Origin of the sequence: Xanthomonas euvesicatoria (assembly GCF_013112235.1) — a bacterium.
In the GTDB taxonomy this organism is placed as follows: domain Bacteria; phylum Pseudomonadota; class Gammaproteobacteria; order Xanthomonadales; family Xanthomonadaceae; genus Xanthomonas; species Xanthomonas euvesicatoria.
On record NZ_JABFFS010000001.1, the window covers coordinates 2,132,879 to 2,149,369 of the forward strand.

The 16,491-nt window shown below is 66.1% G+C and carries 15 protein-coding genes; 8 read left to right on the forward strand and 7 right to left on the reverse strand.

Annotation, left to right across the window (positions count from 1 at the left end):
* Positions 1–10 precede the first annotated feature (10 nt).
* The 5 genes from HLH45_RS09075 to HLH45_RS09095 all read right to left on the reverse strand — a co-directional run bounded on the left by HLH45_RS09075 (position 11) and on the right by HLH45_RS09095 (position 6,037).
* Positions 11–1,402, reverse strand: a complete 1,392-nt coding sequence (locus HLH45_RS09075; RefSeq protein WP_008576397.1) for a peptidylprolyl isomerase — start codon at positions 1,400–1,402, stop codon at positions 11–13.
* The gene (lptD, locus tag HLH45_RS09080) at positions 1,399–3,822 is read right to left on the reverse strand and encodes an LPS-assembly protein LptD (protein WP_074053464.1); all 2,424 of its coding nucleotides are present in this window, start codon (positions 3,820–3,822) and stop codon (positions 1,399–1,401) included. Before lptD ends, HLH45_RS09075 begins: the two co-directional genes overlap by 4 nt.
* Before the next feature lie 128 nt (positions 3,823–3,950).
* Entirely contained in the window at positions 3,951–4,859 is a 909-nt protein-coding gene (locus HLH45_RS09085; protein ID WP_008576401.1) for a histone deacetylase family protein, read from the reverse strand.
* A gap of 38 nt (positions 4,860–4,897) precedes the next feature.
* Positions 4,898–5,455, reverse strand: a complete 558-nt coding sequence (locus tag HLH45_RS09090) for a cob(I)yrinic acid a,c-diamide adenosyltransferase (protein ID WP_008576403.1) — start codon at positions 5,453–5,455, stop codon at positions 4,898–4,900.
* Positions 5,456–5,458: 3 nt separating this feature from the next.
* Positions 5,459–6,037 carry a hypothetical protein gene (locus HLH45_RS09095; protein ID WP_008576405.1) on the reverse strand — a complete coding sequence of 193 codons (579 nt, stop codon included), beginning with the start codon at positions 6,035–6,037 and terminating at the stop codon, positions 5,459–5,461.
* Between the two features lie 340 nt (positions 6,038–6,377).
* Here HLH45_RS09095 and ubiH point away from each other — a divergent pair, with 340 nt between their 5' ends.
* The 5 genes from ubiH (at position 6,378) to HLH45_RS09120 (ending at position 11,329) form a co-directional block, all read left to right on the forward strand.
* Positions 6,378–7,586, forward strand: coding sequence for a 2-octaprenyl-6-methoxyphenyl hydroxylase (gene ubiH / locus HLH45_RS09100; RefSeq protein ID WP_008572568.1), 1,209 nt, complete (start codon positions 6,378–6,380; stop codon positions 7,584–7,586).
* Positions 7,583–8,764: a UbiH/UbiF family hydroxylase gene (locus HLH45_RS09105; RefSeq protein ID WP_033478662.1), complete on the forward strand. Its 1,182-nt coding sequence runs from the start codon at positions 7,583–7,585 to the stop codon at positions 8,762–8,764. The genes ubiH and HLH45_RS09105 overlap by 4 nt, the downstream gene beginning before the upstream one ends.
* Before the next feature lie 127 nt (positions 8,765–8,891).
* Entirely contained in the window at positions 8,892–9,614 is a 723-nt protein-coding gene (locus HLH45_RS09110; RefSeq protein WP_014089440.1) for an alpha/beta fold hydrolase, read from the forward strand.
* A 102-nt stretch (positions 9,615–9,716) separates the two neighbouring features.
* On the forward strand, positions 9,717–10,148 hold the full coding sequence (locus tag HLH45_RS09115; protein WP_008572574.1) for a nuclear transport factor 2 family protein: 432 nt from the start codon (positions 9,717–9,719) through the stop codon (positions 10,146–10,148).
* A gap of 149 nt (positions 10,149–10,297) precedes the next feature.
* Positions 10,298–11,329 carry a SphA family protein gene (locus tag HLH45_RS09120; RefSeq protein ID WP_033478659.1) on the forward strand — a complete coding sequence of 344 codons (1,032 nt, stop codon included), beginning with the start codon at positions 10,298–10,300 and terminating at the stop codon, positions 11,327–11,329.
* Between the two features lie 166 nt (positions 11,330–11,495).
* On the opposite strand, the gene HLH45_RS09125 is transcribed toward HLH45_RS09120, so the two are convergent.
* Positions 11,496–12,170 (reverse strand): GntR family transcriptional regulator, encoded by a 675-nt coding sequence (locus HLH45_RS09125; RefSeq protein ID WP_005917283.1) that lies wholly within the window; start codon positions 12,168–12,170, stop codon positions 11,496–11,498.
* Between the two features lie 233 nt (positions 12,171–12,403).
* On the opposite strand from HLH45_RS09125, the gene HLH45_RS09130 reads away from it, so the two are divergent.
* From HLH45_RS09130 to HLH45_RS09140, 3 genes are all read left to right on the forward strand, one after another.
* A complete protein-coding gene (locus HLH45_RS09130) occupies positions 12,404–13,300 on the forward strand; it encodes a gallate dioxygenase (protein WP_011346486.1) in 897 nt (298 codons plus the stop codon).
* Positions 13,301–13,310: 10 nt separating this feature from the next.
* Positions 13,311–13,670 (forward strand): protocatechuate 3,4-dioxygenase subunit alpha, encoded by a 360-nt coding sequence (locus tag HLH45_RS09135; protein WP_011346487.1) that lies wholly within the window; start codon positions 13,311–13,313, stop codon positions 13,668–13,670.
* A gap of 66 nt (positions 13,671–13,736) precedes the next feature.
* On the forward strand, positions 13,737–14,738 hold the full coding sequence (locus HLH45_RS09140) for a LysR substrate-binding domain-containing protein (protein ID WP_008572588.1): 1,002 nt from the start codon (positions 13,737–13,739) through the stop codon (positions 14,736–14,738).
* Between the two features lie 177 nt (positions 14,739–14,915).
* On the opposite strand, the gene HLH45_RS09145 is transcribed toward HLH45_RS09140, so the two are convergent.
* On the reverse strand, positions 14,916–16,394 hold the full coding sequence (locus tag HLH45_RS09145; RefSeq protein WP_008572590.1) for an AMP-binding protein: 1,479 nt from the start codon (positions 16,392–16,394) through the stop codon (positions 14,916–14,918).
* Positions 16,395–16,491 lie beyond the last annotated feature (97 nt).

A 16,491-nucleotide genomic window follows, 5' to 3' on the forward strand; every position in this document is an offset into this window, starting at 1 on the left:
CTGCCCGGTCTCAGCGCGTCGGCTTTGCCGGCGGCGGCGAAGGCGCTGCCGGGTCTGCCGATTTGGCCGGAGCGGCAGTGGCATTGTCATCGGCGCGGTCGCCGGTGCGGTAGCTCACGTACGCTTCGCCACGCAGTTCCTGCAGATAGCGGTTGTACTCTTCTTCCAGCTTGCGGCGACCGATGGTTTCACGCACCTGCGCGCGCTGGTTCTCGGCGCTGACGTCGGTCTGGCGGCTACCGACGCGCTGCACGATGTGCCAGCCCGCCTGGGTCCGGAACGGTTCGGAGACTGCGCCGTCGGTCAGGCTTTCGACCTGCTTGCCGAAGTCCGGGCCGAACGCATCGGCGGGGAACCAGCCCAGATCGCCACCCTGACCGCGGCTGTTGGTGTCCTCGGAGGACTCCTTGGCCGTCGCCTGGAAATCGGCACCACCAACGATGCGCGCGCGAATCGTATCGATCTTGGCCTTGGCCTGCGCCTCGGTCTGGTTCTCGCCGATCCGCACCAGGATGTGGCGTGCGTGGTACTCGGTGACCATCTTCTTTTCGCCGCCGGCATTGGCGTCGCGCATTTCCACCAGCTTGAGCAACTGGAAGCCACTCGGGCCGCGCAGCGGTCCGGCCACCTGGCCGGGCTGCATGTCGCGGATCAGCTGCGCAAATGCGTTCGGGATTTCATCCAGGCTGCGCCAGCCCAGATCGCCGCCTTCCAGCGCATTGGGGCTATCGGAATAACGCACCGCAGCGGCCGAAAAATCCAGCTCGCCCTTGTCGATCAAGGCTTTGACGCCATCGACCTTCTTCTGGCCGGTGGCGATCTGCTCGGCAGTTGCCCCTTCCGGCAAGCCGATCAGGATGTGCGCCAGGTGGTACTGGCTACCGGTGGCGGCCTGTTGGGCCAGTGCGGTATCCACTTCGCCTTCGCTCACGCTGATGCGGCTTTGCGCAAAACTCTGGCGCAGGCGCTGCACGATGATCTCGTCGCGCACCGATGCGCGGAAATCGGCGTAGCCCATCCCGTCGGCTGCCAGCTTCTGGCGCAGGCCGTCCACGGTCGTGCCGTTCTGCTGGGCGATGCTGGCGATGGCGCGGTTGAGTTCTTCGTCGCTGACGCGGATACCGTTGCCATCGGCACGGCTGACCTGCAGCTTGACCAGCACCAGGCGCTCAAGCACCTGCCGCTGCAGCACATCGTCTGGCGGCAGCTGGTTTTCGCGACCGGCGTACTGCGACTTGACGTTGCGGACTGCGCGATCGAGCTCGCTCTGCAGCACCACGTCTTCGTCGACGATGGCAGCGATGCGATCCAGCGGCTGGGATTGCTGTGCCGAGGCCAACGGCGAAACCGTGCTGGTGATGGCCAGCAGCGAGGCAAGAACAACAGAGAAAGGCTTGGTCATGGAATCAGGTTCGGATCGTAATCGTCCGGATTGGTCGTGGTGTTGCTGGGCGGGACCAGGTAGAGGTCGTCGCGGTAATAGCCGAGAATAGCACGGCGCAAAGTGCGGTCCGTGTTCTGCCCGAACGAGCTCAAGCCCTTCAGCACGAACTCAATCTGGATCGAGTTGTCCATCTCGCCATCGCGGTTGCGCACGAACCGGCGCACCAGCCCGCGTACCGCCAGGCAGCAGCTGTCCCATTGCACGCCACCGATGATTTCCAGCGGCTTGCGGTCCAGCAGCGAGTAGTAGTACCGACCGACCGCGCTCCAGCTGGGGTTGATCGGGTACAGGAAGGAGAAATCGGCCTGCTTGAGCTGGTCGCTGTTGTCGGTGAGGTTGCGACGGTAGCGATACGCCAGGTTGATGATGCCGTCGTTGTTGAGCAGATAGCGCGTGCGCAGGCTGGCCAGATCTTCCTTGCGCGAGTTCGGGTTCCACTGGTAGGTGGCGCCCATCGACCAGCGGTCGTTGATCATGTAGTTGGCGTCGGCCACCCAGGCGGACTTGCCCTGTTCGACGGTCTGCTCGCTGCCGGCTGCCGAATTGTTGCTGTTGTTGATGGTGACCAGCGAGTCGCTGAAGTACAGGATCTGGCCCGCGCTCAGCGAGAGCTTTTCGCGGCCGTCGTCCTGGCGCAGCCAGCGCGAGGTCACTGCCAGGGTCAGCTGGTTGGCATCGTTCTGGCGGTCGGCGCCGGTGTAGCGGGTGTCGCGGAACAGCTGCCCGTAGCTGAAGGTGAACGGACGGGTGTCGAACACCGGCAGATCGTCCTGGTCGCGGTACGGCACGTACAGGTAGTACATGCGCGGCTCCAACGTATTGAGATAGTTGGTGCCAAACAGCGAGGTTTCGCGATCGAAGTACAGGCCGGCGTCCAGCGAGGCGATCGGCAGGCTGCGCGTGGGCGTGCGGTTGCCGGTCAGCGGTGCGGTATCGGCCAGCGTGGAATCCAGCTGGTACGCGGTGTAGCGCCACGCCACGGTAGGCGTCAGGAACCATGCTGCGCCCGACAGCGGCATCGAGATGTAGGGCTTGACGTCCAGGCGCGCGCCGCTGCCGTATTGCTTGTTGCGGATATTGGTACGGACGTACTCGTCGCCATTGTTGTTGTTGGCGTTCGGGATGAAATTCACCTGGTACGAATCGTCGTGGGTGAAGCGCACTGCCTCGGCATAGATACCGGCCTCGAAAATGCCCAGCGGCTTTTCCCAGGTGAAATACGCGCGCGGCTGCCGGTTATAGGGCAGGGCCTGCTCGTCCAGCGTGTAGTCGGTGAGCTGCCAACGGTCGGCCATCAGGCCCGCGGTCCAGGTCTCGCCGGTGCCGTAGATGCCCACGGTGCTCTGCAGGCTGGAGGCCGAGCCCATGCCGTTGATGCGGCTGGTGAAATCTTCCACGTAGCGCGTGTCGCTGACCCAGGAGATGCTACTGCGCGCCTGCCAATTGCTGTTGACGTTGTGGTAGCCGCTGTAGAACACGCTGCCACGGTCCTTGTCGCGCAACTTGTCGTTGGGCAGGTAGTTGCCGGTGACTTCGCCGCGACCGCCCTCGTACAGGTACCGGAATTCGGTGCCGAACATGAAACCGCGCTTGCTCATGTAGCGCGGCAACAACGTGGCGTCGTAGTTCGGCGCCAGGTTCAGATAGATCGGCTGCAGGTAGTCGAAGCCGTTACGGCCGGACAGACCGAATTGCGGAAACAGCAGGCCGGTCTGGCGGCGGTCGTCGATCGGGAACTTGAACCACGGGAAGTACAGCACCGGCACCTTGCCGATCTGCAGCACCGCGTTGCGCGCGGTACCGAAACCTTCCTCGTTGTCGACGTCGATCTCCGGCGCGCGAACGCGCCAGATCGGCTGCGAGGGGTCGCAGGTGGTGTACGTGGACCGATGCATCTGCCCGACCTGGCCCTGCAGGTCCACCGATTCGGCGTCGCCATTGCCGCGGCGCTCCACCAACTGGTACTGGATGTTGGTGACCTTGTGGGTGTCGGTGTCCTGATTGCCCTCGGCGCGGTCGGCGACCATGCGGAAAGAGGTGTCCTGGTAGCGGACATTGCCTTCGGCGATGTAGTTGCCGGTTTCGGTGTCCATGCGCAGGTTGTCGGCACCCAGGAACTGGTCGCCGCGCTTCAACGCAACATTGCCTTGGTATTGCGGGGTGGTGCTGGTGCCGGAGAGTTGGTCGCCTTCGATGTCGGTCGGCAACTGCTGGCGCATTTCTGCGGCCTTGGGGTCGGCGGCGGGGGCGCCGTCGAAGCCGGGTAGCGGGTCTACGGCCGGGCACAGTCCCCAGTTCAACGGCTTGTCGGCAGCCATGGCCGGGAGGCAGATGGCGATGCTCAAAGGCAGGGGCAGCAGGCGGAGAGCTCGGCGCACGCGTGGGTTCAACCAATAAAATGGCGACTAGCTTGCCGCATACCCCGCATAGGGGCAATGAAGAGCGCCGGCGCCGGGAGGGCGAGGTTCATCGCACTCGGTGACGCGACCGGCGCCCTGGCCGGGGTTCAGCGCAGCGCTGCCACGTGCGCCACGCTGCTTTCGCGCAGCGCCTGCAGGTCGTAGCCGCCTTCCAGCATCGAGACCACGCGGCCGCGTGCATGGCGGTCGGCGAGTGTGCGCAGCGCGCCGGTGAGCCAGGCGAAATCGTCGTCGTCCAGCATCAGGTCGGCCAGTGGGTCGCGCAGATGCGCATCGAAGCCGGCGGAGATCAGGATCAATTGCGGGCGGAAGGCATCGACGAGCGGCAGCATCTCGTCTTCCCAGACATTACGGAAGCGCAGCCCGTCGCTGCCCGGTGGCAGCAGCAGGTTGTGGATATTGCCGACGCCGCGCTCGTACACGCTGCCCGAATGCGGATACAGCCCGGACTGGTGGGTGCTCAGGTACTGCACGGTGGGGTCGCGTTCGAAGATCGCCTGGGTGCCGTTACCGTGATGGACGTCGAAATCCACGATGGTGATGCGTTCCAGCCCATGCCGGTCGCGGGCGTGGGCGGCGGCCACGGCGATGTTGTTGAACAGGCAAAATCCCATCGACACCTGTGCGGTGGCGTGGTGACCGGGCGGACGCACGGCGCAGAAGGCGGTGCGGGCCTGGTCCTGCATCACCGCATCGACCGCGGCGATGCCGGCGCCTGCGGCGCGCAAGGCGGCCGCGCGCGAGGCCGGCACCATGCGTGTATCCACGTCCAGCTGACGATAGCCGTCGAAGGCGGTTTCCAGCACCGCATCCACCTGCTCGCGCTCGTGCACGCGGCACAGGTCGCCCAGCTTGGCCAACGGCGCTTCGCGCCAGTCCAGATCTGGGAATGCGCCGCGCAGGGCCTGGACGACCGCTTCCAGGCGGGCGGGGCTCTCCGGGTGCTCAGGGCCGGCGTCGTGACCGAGGCAGGCGGGATGGGTAAAGACCAACATGGGGCAACTCTAGCCTCTGTGCCGACCCGGGCACATGCTCAACCGCGTCGGCGGTCGTGCCGCCACAGGACTTCCTGCCGACCATCGGCACGCGCCAGCACGCGCGCCAACACGAACAGCAGGTCGGACAAGCGGTTGAGATAGCCGATCGCCTCGCTGCGTACCGCTTCCTGGCGCGACAGCGCAACGGTCTCGCGCTCGGCCCGGCGCACGATGGTGCGGGCCAGATGGCAGCGCGCGGCGGCCTCACCGCCGGCCGGCAAGATGAATTCCTGCAGTGCGGGCAGCGTCTGGTTGAAGGCGTCCAATTGCGTCTCCAGCGCCTGGATGTCGGCCGCGTCGATGGCCGCGTGGCCGGGGATGCAGAGCTCGCCGCCCAGGTCGAACAACTGGTGCTGCACGGTGGTCAGCAGTGCGGCGATCGGCTCCGGCACACCGGGGGCGGCCAGCAGCACGCCGATGGCCGAATTGGCTTCGTCCACGGTGCCGTAGGCATTGACGCGCAACGCATCCTTGCCGGTCCGGCTGCCGTCGCCCAGGCCGGTGCTGCCGTCGTCGCCGGTCCGCGTATAGATACGAGAGAGTCGATTGCCCATGGCTTAGCCGGCGTAGGGCTGGCGACGCGGTGCGGACAGACGCTCGGCAGCCACCTGGATCACCGCGGCGGCCGCCACGTACAGCGCGGCACTGCGCAGATAGGGCCCCAGCCAGTCGGTGTAATTCTTGAACCAGCCGGCCACGGTCGGGTCGGCCACGCTGGCGCTGATCCAGTAGAAGCTGCCCTGGGCGATCAGCTGGCACAACGCCACGGCGATCAGCAGGGCCGGCACCAGCCGCGCCAGCGCGCTCCACTGTGCGCCATGATAGTGCCGGCGCAGCCACATGCCGCCGGCCCACAGCGCGAAATACGCCGGGATCAGGCACCAGTAGGCCGGCGACACGCAGTAGTGCTGCCAGAAGCTCAGGCCCTGGCCGGTGATCACCAGCCAGTCCACCGCCACGGCCAGCAGCATCAGCAGTGGAAATGCCAGCTTGGTGCGCGCAGCCAGATGAAATCCGCCGATGAAGAACACCGCCCAGGACGCATCCGGAACCGGCGCGAAGTGATTGATCCGCGTGGCTGCCATCAATACGGCGAGCAGACTCAGAATCAGGGTGTCGTGCGAGCGAGAAGTCATGCGCGGAGCGGGCCGGATTACAGGCCCTGGAGTGTAGCGTGGAAGTGGTGCTGCCCGCGGCTTGGGCACGGCAGCTGCAGAACGAGTGCGCAGTGCCAGGCGCGCGTGGGCGGCGCCCGGAATCGGCCTGCACCACGCCTAGATCGCCGCGTCCGGGTGCGCCGTCCGCGCCCGCCCTGCGACTGCCCGCCACGCTGTGCCAGCCGCTGCATGCGTTTTGGGGAGCGCGTGACGCGCTGCGCTGCGTGCGAGCCGGGCAAGGCGCAGGTGGGCAGCGGGCGCGGCAGATGTCCCGCCCTTTGGCGGCAACGCGCAGGGGGCGAAGGCTTATCATGTGGGAATGACACATCCCCATGACGTTCTGATCGTTGGCGGCGGCCTGGTCGGCTCCAGCCTTGCGATTGCGCTGGACCGCCTCGGCCTGGATGTCGGGCTGGTGGAGGCCACCCCGGCCGGCACGCCGCCGGCAGTGTTTGATCAACGCAACCTCAGTTTCGCCGCGGCCACGGTGAACGCGCTGGGTGCGCTCGGGGTGATGGCCAAGCTGCGCAGCCCGCCCGGGCCGATCCGGCGCATCCATGTCAGCCGCGCCGGGGACTTCGGCCGCGTGCAACTGGACGCGGCCGATTACGGCCGCGACGCCTTCGGCCAGGTGGTGGTGGCACGCGACTTCGGCGATGCCTTGCAGACCCGTCTGGACGAACTGACCCATCTGCGGCGTTACCGGCCTGCGCGGTGCATCGGCATAGAGCCGGTGCAGGACGACGTGCGCGCGGTGCGCCTGGCCACCGATGCGGGCGAGCAACGTGTGCAGGCCAGACTGGTGGTCGGCGCCGATGGCAGCCATAGCGCGGTGCGCGAGCTGCTGCACATCGGTACCGATGCCCACGATTTCCTGCAGACCCTGTTCGTGGCGCGCGTGCGTGCGTCACGACCGCCCGATGGCACGGCCTGGGAGCGTTTTGGCGAACATGGGCCAACTGCGCTGTTGCCACGTGGCGACCGCCATTACGGTGCGATCCATTGCGTGGCGCGCGCCGAGGCCGAGGCCGTGGCTGCGCTCGATGACGCCGGCTGGCTGGCGCGCCTGCAGCGTGCCGCCGGCTGGCGTGCCGGGCGCTTCGTCGCCACCGGCGAGCGCAGTGCCTATCCGCTGGTGCAGGTGCTGGCCAACAGCCTCATCGCCGAGCGCGTGGTGCTGTTGGGCAATGCCGCGCAGACGCTGCATCCGATCGGTGCGCAGGGCTTCAACCTGGGGCTGCGCGATGCGCTGACGCTGGCCGAATTGATCGAGCACGATCGCAGCGATGCCGGTGCCGGTGCGTTGCTGGCCGAGTATCTGGCGCGGCGGCGGGTGGACCGCGAGCACACCATCGGGTTTTCCAGCGGTCTGGCGCGGCTCACCGGCAACCCGGCGCCGTTGCTGCGGCCGTTGCGTAGCCTGGGCTTGTTTGCCACGTCGCAGGCGGCCCCGCTGCAATCGATGCTGGTAGGCGGCGCCATGGGCTTTCGTGGCGATGTGCCGCAGCTGTGCCGGAGCAGCGCATGAGCCGGCGCAGCACGCGTGATGCGGTGATCGTCGGCGGTGGCGTCGTCGGCGCCGCCTGCGCGCTGGCGTTGAACGATGCCGGCCTGAGCGTTGCCCTGGTCGAAGGGCGTGAGCCTGTCCGCTGGCACGCCGATCACCCCGATCTGCGTGTCTATGCCTTCGCCGCCGACAACGCTGCGTTGCTCGACAGCCTGGGCGTGTGGAATGCGGTGTGTGCCGCGCGTGTGCAGCCTTACCGGCGCATGCGGGTCTGGGATGCCGGTGGCGGTGGCGAGCTGGGCTTCGACGCGGACACGCTGGGACGCGAGCAACTGGGATGGATCATCGAAAACGACGTGCTGGTGGACCGCTTGTGGGCCGCCGTGCATGCGGCCGGCATCGAAGTGCATTGTCCGGCACGCGTGGTCGAACTGGAGCAGGACACCGCCAGCGTGCGCCTGCGCCTGGACGATGGCAGCCGGCTGGAAGCGGCAATGGCCATTGCCGCCGATGGTGCAGCCTCCACCCTGCGTGAACTCGCCGGGCTGCCGGTCTCCCGGCATGCCTACGCACAGCGCGGCGTGGTTGCCTTCGTGGAAACCGAGCACCCGCATCAGGCCACCGCCTGGCAGCGCTTCCTGACCACCGGGCCGCTGGCCTTCCTGCCGTTCGCCGATGGCCGCAGTTCGATCGTGTGGACCTTGCCGGATGCCGACGCCGAGCGCGTGCTGGCGCTGCACGATGCCGATTTCTCGCGTGAGTTGACCCAGGCCTTTGCCGCGCGCCTGGGCGAGGTGCGCGTGGTGTCGGCACGCACTGCCTTCCCGCTGCAACGGCAGCTGGTGCAGCAGTACGTCAGCGGCCGCGTGCTGACCCTGGGCGACGCCGCGCATGTGGTGCATCCGCTGGCCGGGCAGGGCGTCAACCTGGGCCTGCGCGATGTGGCGGCATTGCGGCAGAGCGTGCGCGAGGCGATGGCCAAACGTGCCGATTGGGCCGCGCCGCATCGCCTGCAACGCTGGGCACGTACCCGGCGCAGCGAGAACACCGTGGCCGCCTACGGCTTCGATGCGATCAATACGGTGTTTTCCAACGACGAAATGCACCTGACCTTGTTGCGCGGATCGGTATTGGGCCTGGCCGGCACGTTGCCGCCGTTGGTCGATGCGCTGTGGAAGCGCGCCTCCGGCGGCGCGTGAGCCAATCGCACCCGCCGCCGGAATCGGCGTCGGCGGCTGTCTGTCATGCCTTGATATGCCTTTGATGCTATAGCGAAGGCAGCAGGTTCCATACGACGTGCGTGGCTGCCATGGCTACAGTCGCGCCATGACCTCGTCTGCGCCTCCTTCGTCCAAGCCGGCAGTGCTGTTGTTGTGCGGCCTGCTGTGCGACGCCGCCATCTGGCAACCGCAGCGCGTCGCGCTGCGCGATCTGGCCGATGTGCAGGTGATGGATTTCGCCGGCTTCGACAGCATCGCGCAGATGGCCGCGCATGTATTGGACGTTGCGCCGCCGCACTTTGCGCTGGCGGGACATTCGATGGGCGGGCGGGTCGCGCTGGAAATCATGCGCCAGGCGCCAGCGCGCGTGCTGCGGCTGGCCCTGCTCGATACAGGCATCGCGCCGCGCCGCGACGGCGAACGCGAAGAGCGGCTTGCATTGGTGCGACTGGCGCATGCCCAGGGAATGCAGGCGCTGGCTCAGCGCTGGTTGCCGCCGATGCTGCACCCCGATCACCGCGCCGATGGCGCGTTGATGGATGGCTTGATGGCCATGGTGCAACGGCAAAGCGCGCAAAGTTTTGCTGGGCAGACCAATGCCCTGCTGGAACGCCCCGATGCGGCACCGGTGCTCGCGCACATCACATGCCCGACGTTGTTGGGAGTCGGGCGACAGGACGCGTGGAGCCCATTGGCGCGGCATCAGGACATGGCACGACACATTCCGCAGGCGCGGCTGGCGATTTTCGAACACTGCGGGCACATGGCGCCGGTGGAAGCACCTGCCGCCGTCAGCGACGCGCTGCGCGACTGGTTGCAGGCCGCGTGATGGCGCGCCCGCCGAACGCATGGGACTACGGGGCCACTGCTGCCGAAACACGCAGTTCGCCGGGTGTCGAGATTGCCTTGGTCACGCCTTGAGGAACGCTGCATGCACGACGACGTCTCGATCATCATTGCCTGCGAGCAAGCGATCCGCCGGTTCGCGCTGTGCAACGACCGCCATGATCATGCCGGCCTGGCCGCGTTGTTCACCGACGATGGTGTGTTCGCGCGTCCCAGTGCACCGGATGCGCCCGTGCGGGGGCGCGAGGCCATCTTGCAGTCGTTTCGCGAGCGTGCGCCGCGCACCACGTGCCACCTGATGCTCAATACCTTGGTCAGCGTCCAGTCGCACACGCTGGCGCACGCGCACAGCCATGTCCTGCTCTACACCGCCGGCGATACCTCCGCAGCGCCGCCGTGGACGGCGCAATCGCCGGCATTGCTGGGCAGCTTCGAGGATGTGCTGGTGCTCGAGCAGGGGCGCTGGTTGTTCCAGCAACGGCTCGGGTCGCTGCTGCTGCGGGTCGGCACCGGCTGAGTCGGCGCATCCGGGCTGCAGACAACACCGTTACCCATCGCTGTCCCGATGGCGCATGTCGCGTGCCGCCGTCTTTGAGTCCTGTTTTCTCCCCTCCCCGTCGCGTCGCATCGCAGTCATCCATTCCCTTTGCATCGGAGATTCGCCTAGTGGAACGCGTCCGTTCGTCTGTTCGTTGTGGTTCGGTGTTGCCGCATGCGCTGTCGCCTCGTCAACCTGCGCTGATCATCGCTGCCTTGCTGGCCGCAGCGTCGCCAGCAGCGTGGGCGCAGGCCGTGCCGGAAACCGCGGCGCCACCGCAAGGCATCAATTTGGGTGGCACCAGTTTTCTAGATGGCTTCAGTTCCATGAAGCCTGGATGGACGGCCATCGAGTATCTGCGGTACTACGATTTCGATGCGATCAAAAATGCCAACGGCGATAATTCGCCGGCGTTCCGCGACCCCAACGTCGGGGTCAGCGTCGCGTTGACCCAGCTCATCTACGTCACGCCCTACACCTGGAAGGGCGGTTCGTTGAGCTTCAATGCGATCGTGCCGCTGGTCAATTACGACACCTCCGTCGCTGCCGATAGCCCGGTGCGCTTGAGCAGCAATGGCTTGGGTCTGGGCGATATCTCGTTCGGGCCGGCGCTGCAGATGCCGCCGGTGATGCGCGATGGGCGGGTGCTGTTCTTCCAGCGATTTGCCATCGACGCCTTCGCGCCCGTGGGCAAGTTCGATCGCGATGTCCCCATCAACCAGAGCACCGGTTTCTGGTCGGTCGCACCGCATTGGGCCTTCACCGTGCAACCCAGCGACAACTGGGAAATCAGCGGGCGGCTGAATTACCTCTACAACTTCCGCACCAGCCGCGCCGGCGGTGTGCCGCCGATTCCCGGGTTCCGTTTTCGCAACGGCCAGGCCGGCGATGTGCTGTGGGCAAACTTCGCCAGCTCGGTCAAGGTCACCGAACAATTGCGTCTGGGCATCAATGGGTATTACCTGCAGCAGTTAAAGAACAACCGCACCAACGACCAGAGCATTCCCGACAGCAAGCGCAGGCAGTTCTACGTTGGTCCCGGGTTGTCCTGGCGGTTCGACGAAAAGAACCTTCTCAACTTCAACGTTTACCTCCCCATCGAGGTCGAGAACTCGGTGGCGGGCAATAGCTACAACCTGATGATTGTGCACTCGCTGTAACGTGTGCGGGTCATGTGTCCTGCATTGCCTGTGCCGCGGTGCCGGCATGTGGACGATGCTGATGCGATGCGATCCGTCACGCGAACCTGCTTGCGCGGGAGGTCCGGCCTCATCGCTCAAGCCGGGTGCTTGGCGCGCAGGGGTATCGACGAGCAAAGCGCTCGTCTCACAGTCCCATGCTGTGCCGTTGCGTGTTGGCGTGTTCGCGGAACAGCAATTCCGCGCGTGCGCCATCGCGTTGCTCGATGGCCGAGACGATCGCGCCGTGTTGCCTGTGTCCGTAAAACAGATCGTCGTAGGCAAGCGCGGCAGTGCGTTGGCCGAACACGACGTTGACCGGGCTGACGAACGGCACCAAGGTGCAGCGCTCCACCGTTTCGGTCAGGATCGGCTTGTTGGCCGCCTCCACGATGGCGCGATGGAAACGGGCATTCATTGCGCCATATGCCTGCTCGTCGTCGGCACGGAGATTGCGGCTGGCCAGGATGCGGTCGCCTTCGCCCAGGCAGGCGTACAAGGTGGCGAGCAACTCGGCGGGGGCGCCCCGTTCGGCGACGGTGCGCGCGGCCATGCCTTCCATCACTGCGCGCACCGCCAGTGCATCCAGGCTTTCCTGCTGGCTGAAGCGCCGCACGGCGTAACCACGGTTGCCTGCCTGCACCAGCAGGCCTTCCTGGCACAACGCCGGCAGGGCCTGGCGGATCGGCGTGCGCGAAAGCGCCAGGCGCTCGGCCAGTGCCGCCTCGGTGAGGCGCTCGCCCGGCGCGAAGGTGCCGCACAGGATCAATTCGCGTAGCTGCTGGATCGCTTGCAATCGGTGGTTGTTCGCCATTGGCTCCATTCTCTCGCGCCATACCGCAGCGCACGTTCCTTCGACAGGGAAAACTCGCACTTACGTGTATAAAAACCTTGCGGATGAGATCGCTTGATGGCAATTTGGATCCCAAGGATACCGTTTTGGCGATCCGAAGTCGTTGGTCGTCCTTTGTTGGGATCCATTGCGTTGCAGATCCCAATCACCCACTGATGCGCGCCTGCCCCGACCGGGCCCGGCCCGCGTCGCAGGAGCACAACATGGCAAGCATCATCGGCGGTATCGGGACCTCGCACGTTCCCACCATCGGGGTGGCCTACGACAAGGGCAAGCAGCAGGACCCGGTATGGAAACCGTTGTTCGACGGCTACACGCCAGTGGCCGCGTGGCTGGCCGAGCAACGGGCCGACGTGCTGGTGTTCTTCTACAACGACCACTGCACGACGTTCTTCTTCGATCTGTATCCCACCTTCGCGCTGGGCGTGGGCGAACGCTTTCCGGTTGCCGACGAAGGCGCGGGGCTGCGCGAGCTGCCGCCGATCCGCGGCGACGTGCAGTTGCAGGCGCATATCGCCGAATGCCTGGTCAATGACGAATTCGACCTGACCGTGTTCCAGGACAAGCCGATCGACCACGGCTGCGCAGCGCCGCTGCCGCTGCTGTGGCCGCATGTGCCGGACTGGCCGGGCACGGTGGTGCCGATCGCCATCAACGTGCTGCAGTACCCGCTGCCGACGGCGCGGCGCTGCTATCGCCTGGGCCAGGCAGTGCGCCGCGCGATCGAATCGTATCCGGAAGATCTTCGGGTGGTGGTGGTGGGCACCGGTGGGCTATCGCACCAGATCCATGGCGAGCGCACGGGGTTCAACAACACCGAGTGGGACATGGAATTTCTGGACCGGTTCCAGCATGCGCCCGAGACACTCACCGATCTCACCCACACCGATTACGTGCGCCTGGGCGGTGCGGAGAGCGTGGAGCAGATCATGTGGCTGGCGATGCGCGGCGCGCTGGATGGGCCGATCCGCAAGCTGCATCAGAACTACTACCTGATGACCACCACGGCGATGACCGTGGTGCTGTACGAGCCGGGCGAAGAAGCGGCCGGCGCGCCGCGTTCGGCCGAGCTGCTTGCGCGCACTGCCGCTGCGGCCTGAGGAGGTGCTGATGAATCCGCAAACCCATGGCATGGAGCAGATCGGCGGCACGTACCTGTTCGATCTGCGCACCAGCAATCGCGCGCTGCGCCTGAACCGCTTTTTCTGGCACATGATCCGCGCCCCGTGGCGCGATCGTTTCTTGCAGGATGCAGAAGCATTGATGCAGGAAGCCGAACTCACCGAGCAGGAGAAGGCGCTGATCCGTGCACGCGACTGGCTGGGCCTAGTGCAGTACGGCGCCAACTTCTTCGTCATCGAAAAATTTGCGCGCGTGGTGCGCATGACCAACCTGCAGGTCTACGCCATCATGCGCGGCGAATCGTTCGAAGACTTCATGCAGACGCGGCGTGTGCCCCATGCGCGCTGAGCCGGGTGTATCGGCTCAGCGCCGCATCGTCGCGTTACCCGACTTCCCAACCCAAGGTCTCCCCCAATGACCATGTCCTCCGTGTTCTTCGAACACCGCATCAAGGTGCGGCACCTGCGTGTCATCGAGGCGCTGGACCGACAGAAAAGCCTGTTGCGCGCCTCACGCGTCTTGAATGTCACCCAGCCTGCGCTCACGCGCGCCTTGCAGGAGATCGAAGAGATCGTCGGTGCGCCGCTGTTCGAGCGGCATTCGCGCGGCGTTCGCCCCAACGCGATGGGCGAGGTGCTGGTGCAGACGGCGCATGTGGTACTTGGGCAGCTGCGACGCGCCCAGGACACCTTCGAAGGGCTGCTGCAGGACGATGCGCTCACGATCACCGTGGGTGCCTTGCCGGTGGCGGCCAGCGGTCTGCTGCCGGCGGTGCTGGCCGCGCTGTATCGCACCGAGCCCACGCTGCGGGTGCGCCTGCTGCACGGGCGCACCGATGAGCTGTTGCCCAAACTGGCCGGTAACGAGATCGATCTGGTGGTCGGGCGGTTGTATCCGCTGGCCCGCTACGACGCACTGATTCGCAAGGTGTTGTACCAGGACCCGATTGCGCTGGTGGCGCGCAGCGACCACCCGCTGTTCGCCAATGGGCCGGTGCGCGTTGCCGAGGCGGTCGCGTACCGGCAGGTGCTGCCGACCCTGAGCCAGCATGTCGAACGCGACGTGGCGCAGGTCATGCGCGAGCACGGTCTTGCAACGCGCGACCAGTTGCGTTCCAGCTCGGCCAGTTTCACGCGCGAGATCCTGCTCGGCACCGACAGCATTGCGGTGATGCCGAGCATGATGGTGGCCGGCGACATCGCACGCGGCGAGTTGCGTGCCTTCCAGCTGCAGCAGCCCTCGCAGGCGCGCGCAGGCGGGGTGATCTATCGCGATGGCGCCGCAATCCACAAGCCGGGCGTGCGCTTGCTGATGCGCGAGCTGGAGCACCAGCTGGCCCTCATGGCCGAACAGGGCGCGGTGTGGGTGGACGACCGCGTTGGCGAAGACGATGTGTTGCTGGATGCCTCTGCGTGATCGCGTAAGGCCGGCGCAACGCGCGGCGCTTCGCGATTTCTGCTGAGCTGTATCAACGCGCAACGGGTTGTCGCGCGCGGCTGCACACGGCGGGTCGTGCGCCGCGCCACAGCAACGGGCAGCCCAGGCTGCCCGTTGCAGTTGGCGGTGCGCATGCGCGCCCGATGCGACGGCACCTCAAGTGTCACTGGCCAAGGTGTCCTTCAAGCGCGCTTTTTGTAATTTGCCGGTCGCCGTGCGCGGCAAGGCATCCACCAACCGCAGATGCTTGGGCACCTTGTACTTGGCCAGCCGTGCGGTCAGATAGGTGCGGATCTCCTCCAGGTCCGGCGCCGCAGCGGCCGGCACGATCGCCAGATAGCCCACCTCGCCCCACTGCGGGTCGGCCAGGCCGACCACTGCGCACTCGCGGATGTCCGGATGGTCTGCGAGCAACGCTTCGATCTCTGCCGGGTACACGTTCTCGCCGCCGGAAATGAACATGTCCTTCTTGCGGTCGACGACCCAGAAGAAGCCGTCGGCATCGCGCTGCACGATATCGCCGGTACGGAACCAGCCCTGCCCATCGAGCACGTCCGCGCTCGCCTGCGGGTCGCGCCAGTAACCGGGGCTGAGGTTGGGACCGCGCAAGAGCAATTCACCGGGAACGCCCGCCGGGCAGTCGTTGCCGTGGTCGTCGACCACGCGCGTCTGCACCGATGGCGTTGCGATGCCGGCCGCACCCAGCTTGTTGCGGATCACATCGCAGTCCACCGACATGCCGAACACCGTGCCGGCTTCGCTCATGCCGAAGCCGCAGACCATGGGGATGCCATCGTCCAGCCAGCCAAGCAGATCGTCGCTGGCGTGCGGCGCGCCGCCGCTGACCAATGCGGTGAGATGGCGCAGCGCTGCCGCATCGAAGCCGGGCTGATTGCGAAATGCCTGCATCATCTGCGGCACGCCGACGTAATGCGTGATTCCCAGCGATGGATCGGCAAGCCAGCCCAACGAGCGTTTGGGATCGAAGCCATTGGAGACCTGGATCGAACCGCCCACCGCCAGCGCCGAGCGCACATTGGTGACCAGGCCGATGATGTGGAACATCGGTGCTTCGCACAGAAAGCTGCTGCGTGCGTCCACGCGTGTGGTGACGCCGAAGTTATGCGCGGCATGCTGCAGGTTCTGCTCGCTGAGCATCACGCCCTTGGGCTGACCCGAGGTGCCGGAGGTAAACAGGATCAGGCTGACACGATCCGGCGGAATCGATGGCGTGTCGGCAGGCTCCAGTGCATCGGCGCTCGCGATAAAGCCTGCCAAGGCTTCCATGTCCGTGCGACCGGCAGCGACATCGTCGCCCAGCAATACGCGTGGCTCTGCGCGTTGCAGCAGCGCATCGAGCTCGCTCGCGCTCAACCGCCAGTTGAGCGGTACATAGATCGCGCCGACCCGCCCGCAGGCGAAGTGCAAGGCCACCTGCCACACCGAATTGCGCGCCAGCACGGCGAGCCGCTCTCCATCGACGCAGCCACGCCGGCGCAACAAGGCCGCCAGGCGGCCCACCAAGGCGTCCAGTTCGGCATAGGTCCATTTCAGGCCCAGCACTAGGTCGCGTGCGGCAAACTGTTGCGGCGAGAGACGGGCGTGGAAGGCGATCGAGTCGGTCGGCATGGCCATGGCGCGGTCTTCTGGAAGAGTGGGAAGTGACTGGGTGTGAGTGCGAGTGCTGCGTGCGAAAGGTTTAGACGTCCCGGAGAACGTGATGCGCACGTGG

Coding starts and splice junctions, on each gene's coding strand:
- ubiH (WP_008572568.1), top strand. CDS start 6,378: ATGACACATCCCCATGACGTTCTGATCGTTGGCGGCGGCCTGGTCGGC.
- HLH45_RS09105 (WP_033478662.1), top strand. CDS start 7,583: ATGAGCCGGCGCAGCACGCGTGATGCGGTGATCGTCGGCGGTGGCGTC.
- HLH45_RS09125 (WP_005917283.1), bottom strand. CDS start 12,170: ATGGAGCCAATGGCGAACAACCACCGATTGCAAGCGATCCAGCAGCTA.
- HLH45_RS09110 (WP_014089440.1), top strand. CDS start 8,892: ATGACCTCGTCTGCGCCTCCTTCGTCCAAGCCGGCAGTGCTGTTGTTG.
- HLH45_RS09075 (WP_008576397.1), bottom strand. CDS start 1,402: ATGACCAAGCCTTTCTCTGTTGTTCTTGCCTCGCTGCTGGCCATCACC.
- HLH45_RS09145 (WP_008572590.1), bottom strand. CDS start 16,394: ATGGCCATGCCGACCGACTCGATCGCCTTCCACGCCCGTCTCTCGCCG.
- HLH45_RS09130 (WP_011346486.1), top strand. CDS start 12,404: ATGGCAAGCATCATCGGCGGTATCGGGACCTCGCACGTTCCCACCATC.
- HLH45_RS09140 (WP_008572588.1), top strand. CDS start 13,737: ATGACCATGTCCTCCGTGTTCTTCGAACACCGCATCAAGGTGCGGCAC.
- HLH45_RS09085 (WP_008576401.1), bottom strand. CDS start 4,859: ATGTTGGTCTTTACCCATCCCGCCTGCCTCGGTCACGACGCCGGCCCT.
- HLH45_RS09090 (WP_008576403.1), bottom strand. CDS start 5,455: ATGGGCAATCGACTCTCTCGTATCTATACGCGGACCGGCGACGACGGC.
- HLH45_RS09135 (WP_011346487.1), top strand. CDS start 13,311: ATGAATCCGCAAACCCATGGCATGGAGCAGATCGGCGGCACGTACCTG.
- HLH45_RS09115 (WP_008572574.1), top strand. CDS start 9,717: ATGCACGACGACGTCTCGATCATCATTGCCTGCGAGCAAGCGATCCGC.
- HLH45_RS09095 (WP_008576405.1), bottom strand. CDS start 6,037: ATGACTTCTCGCTCGCACGACACCCTGATTCTGAGTCTGCTCGCCGTA.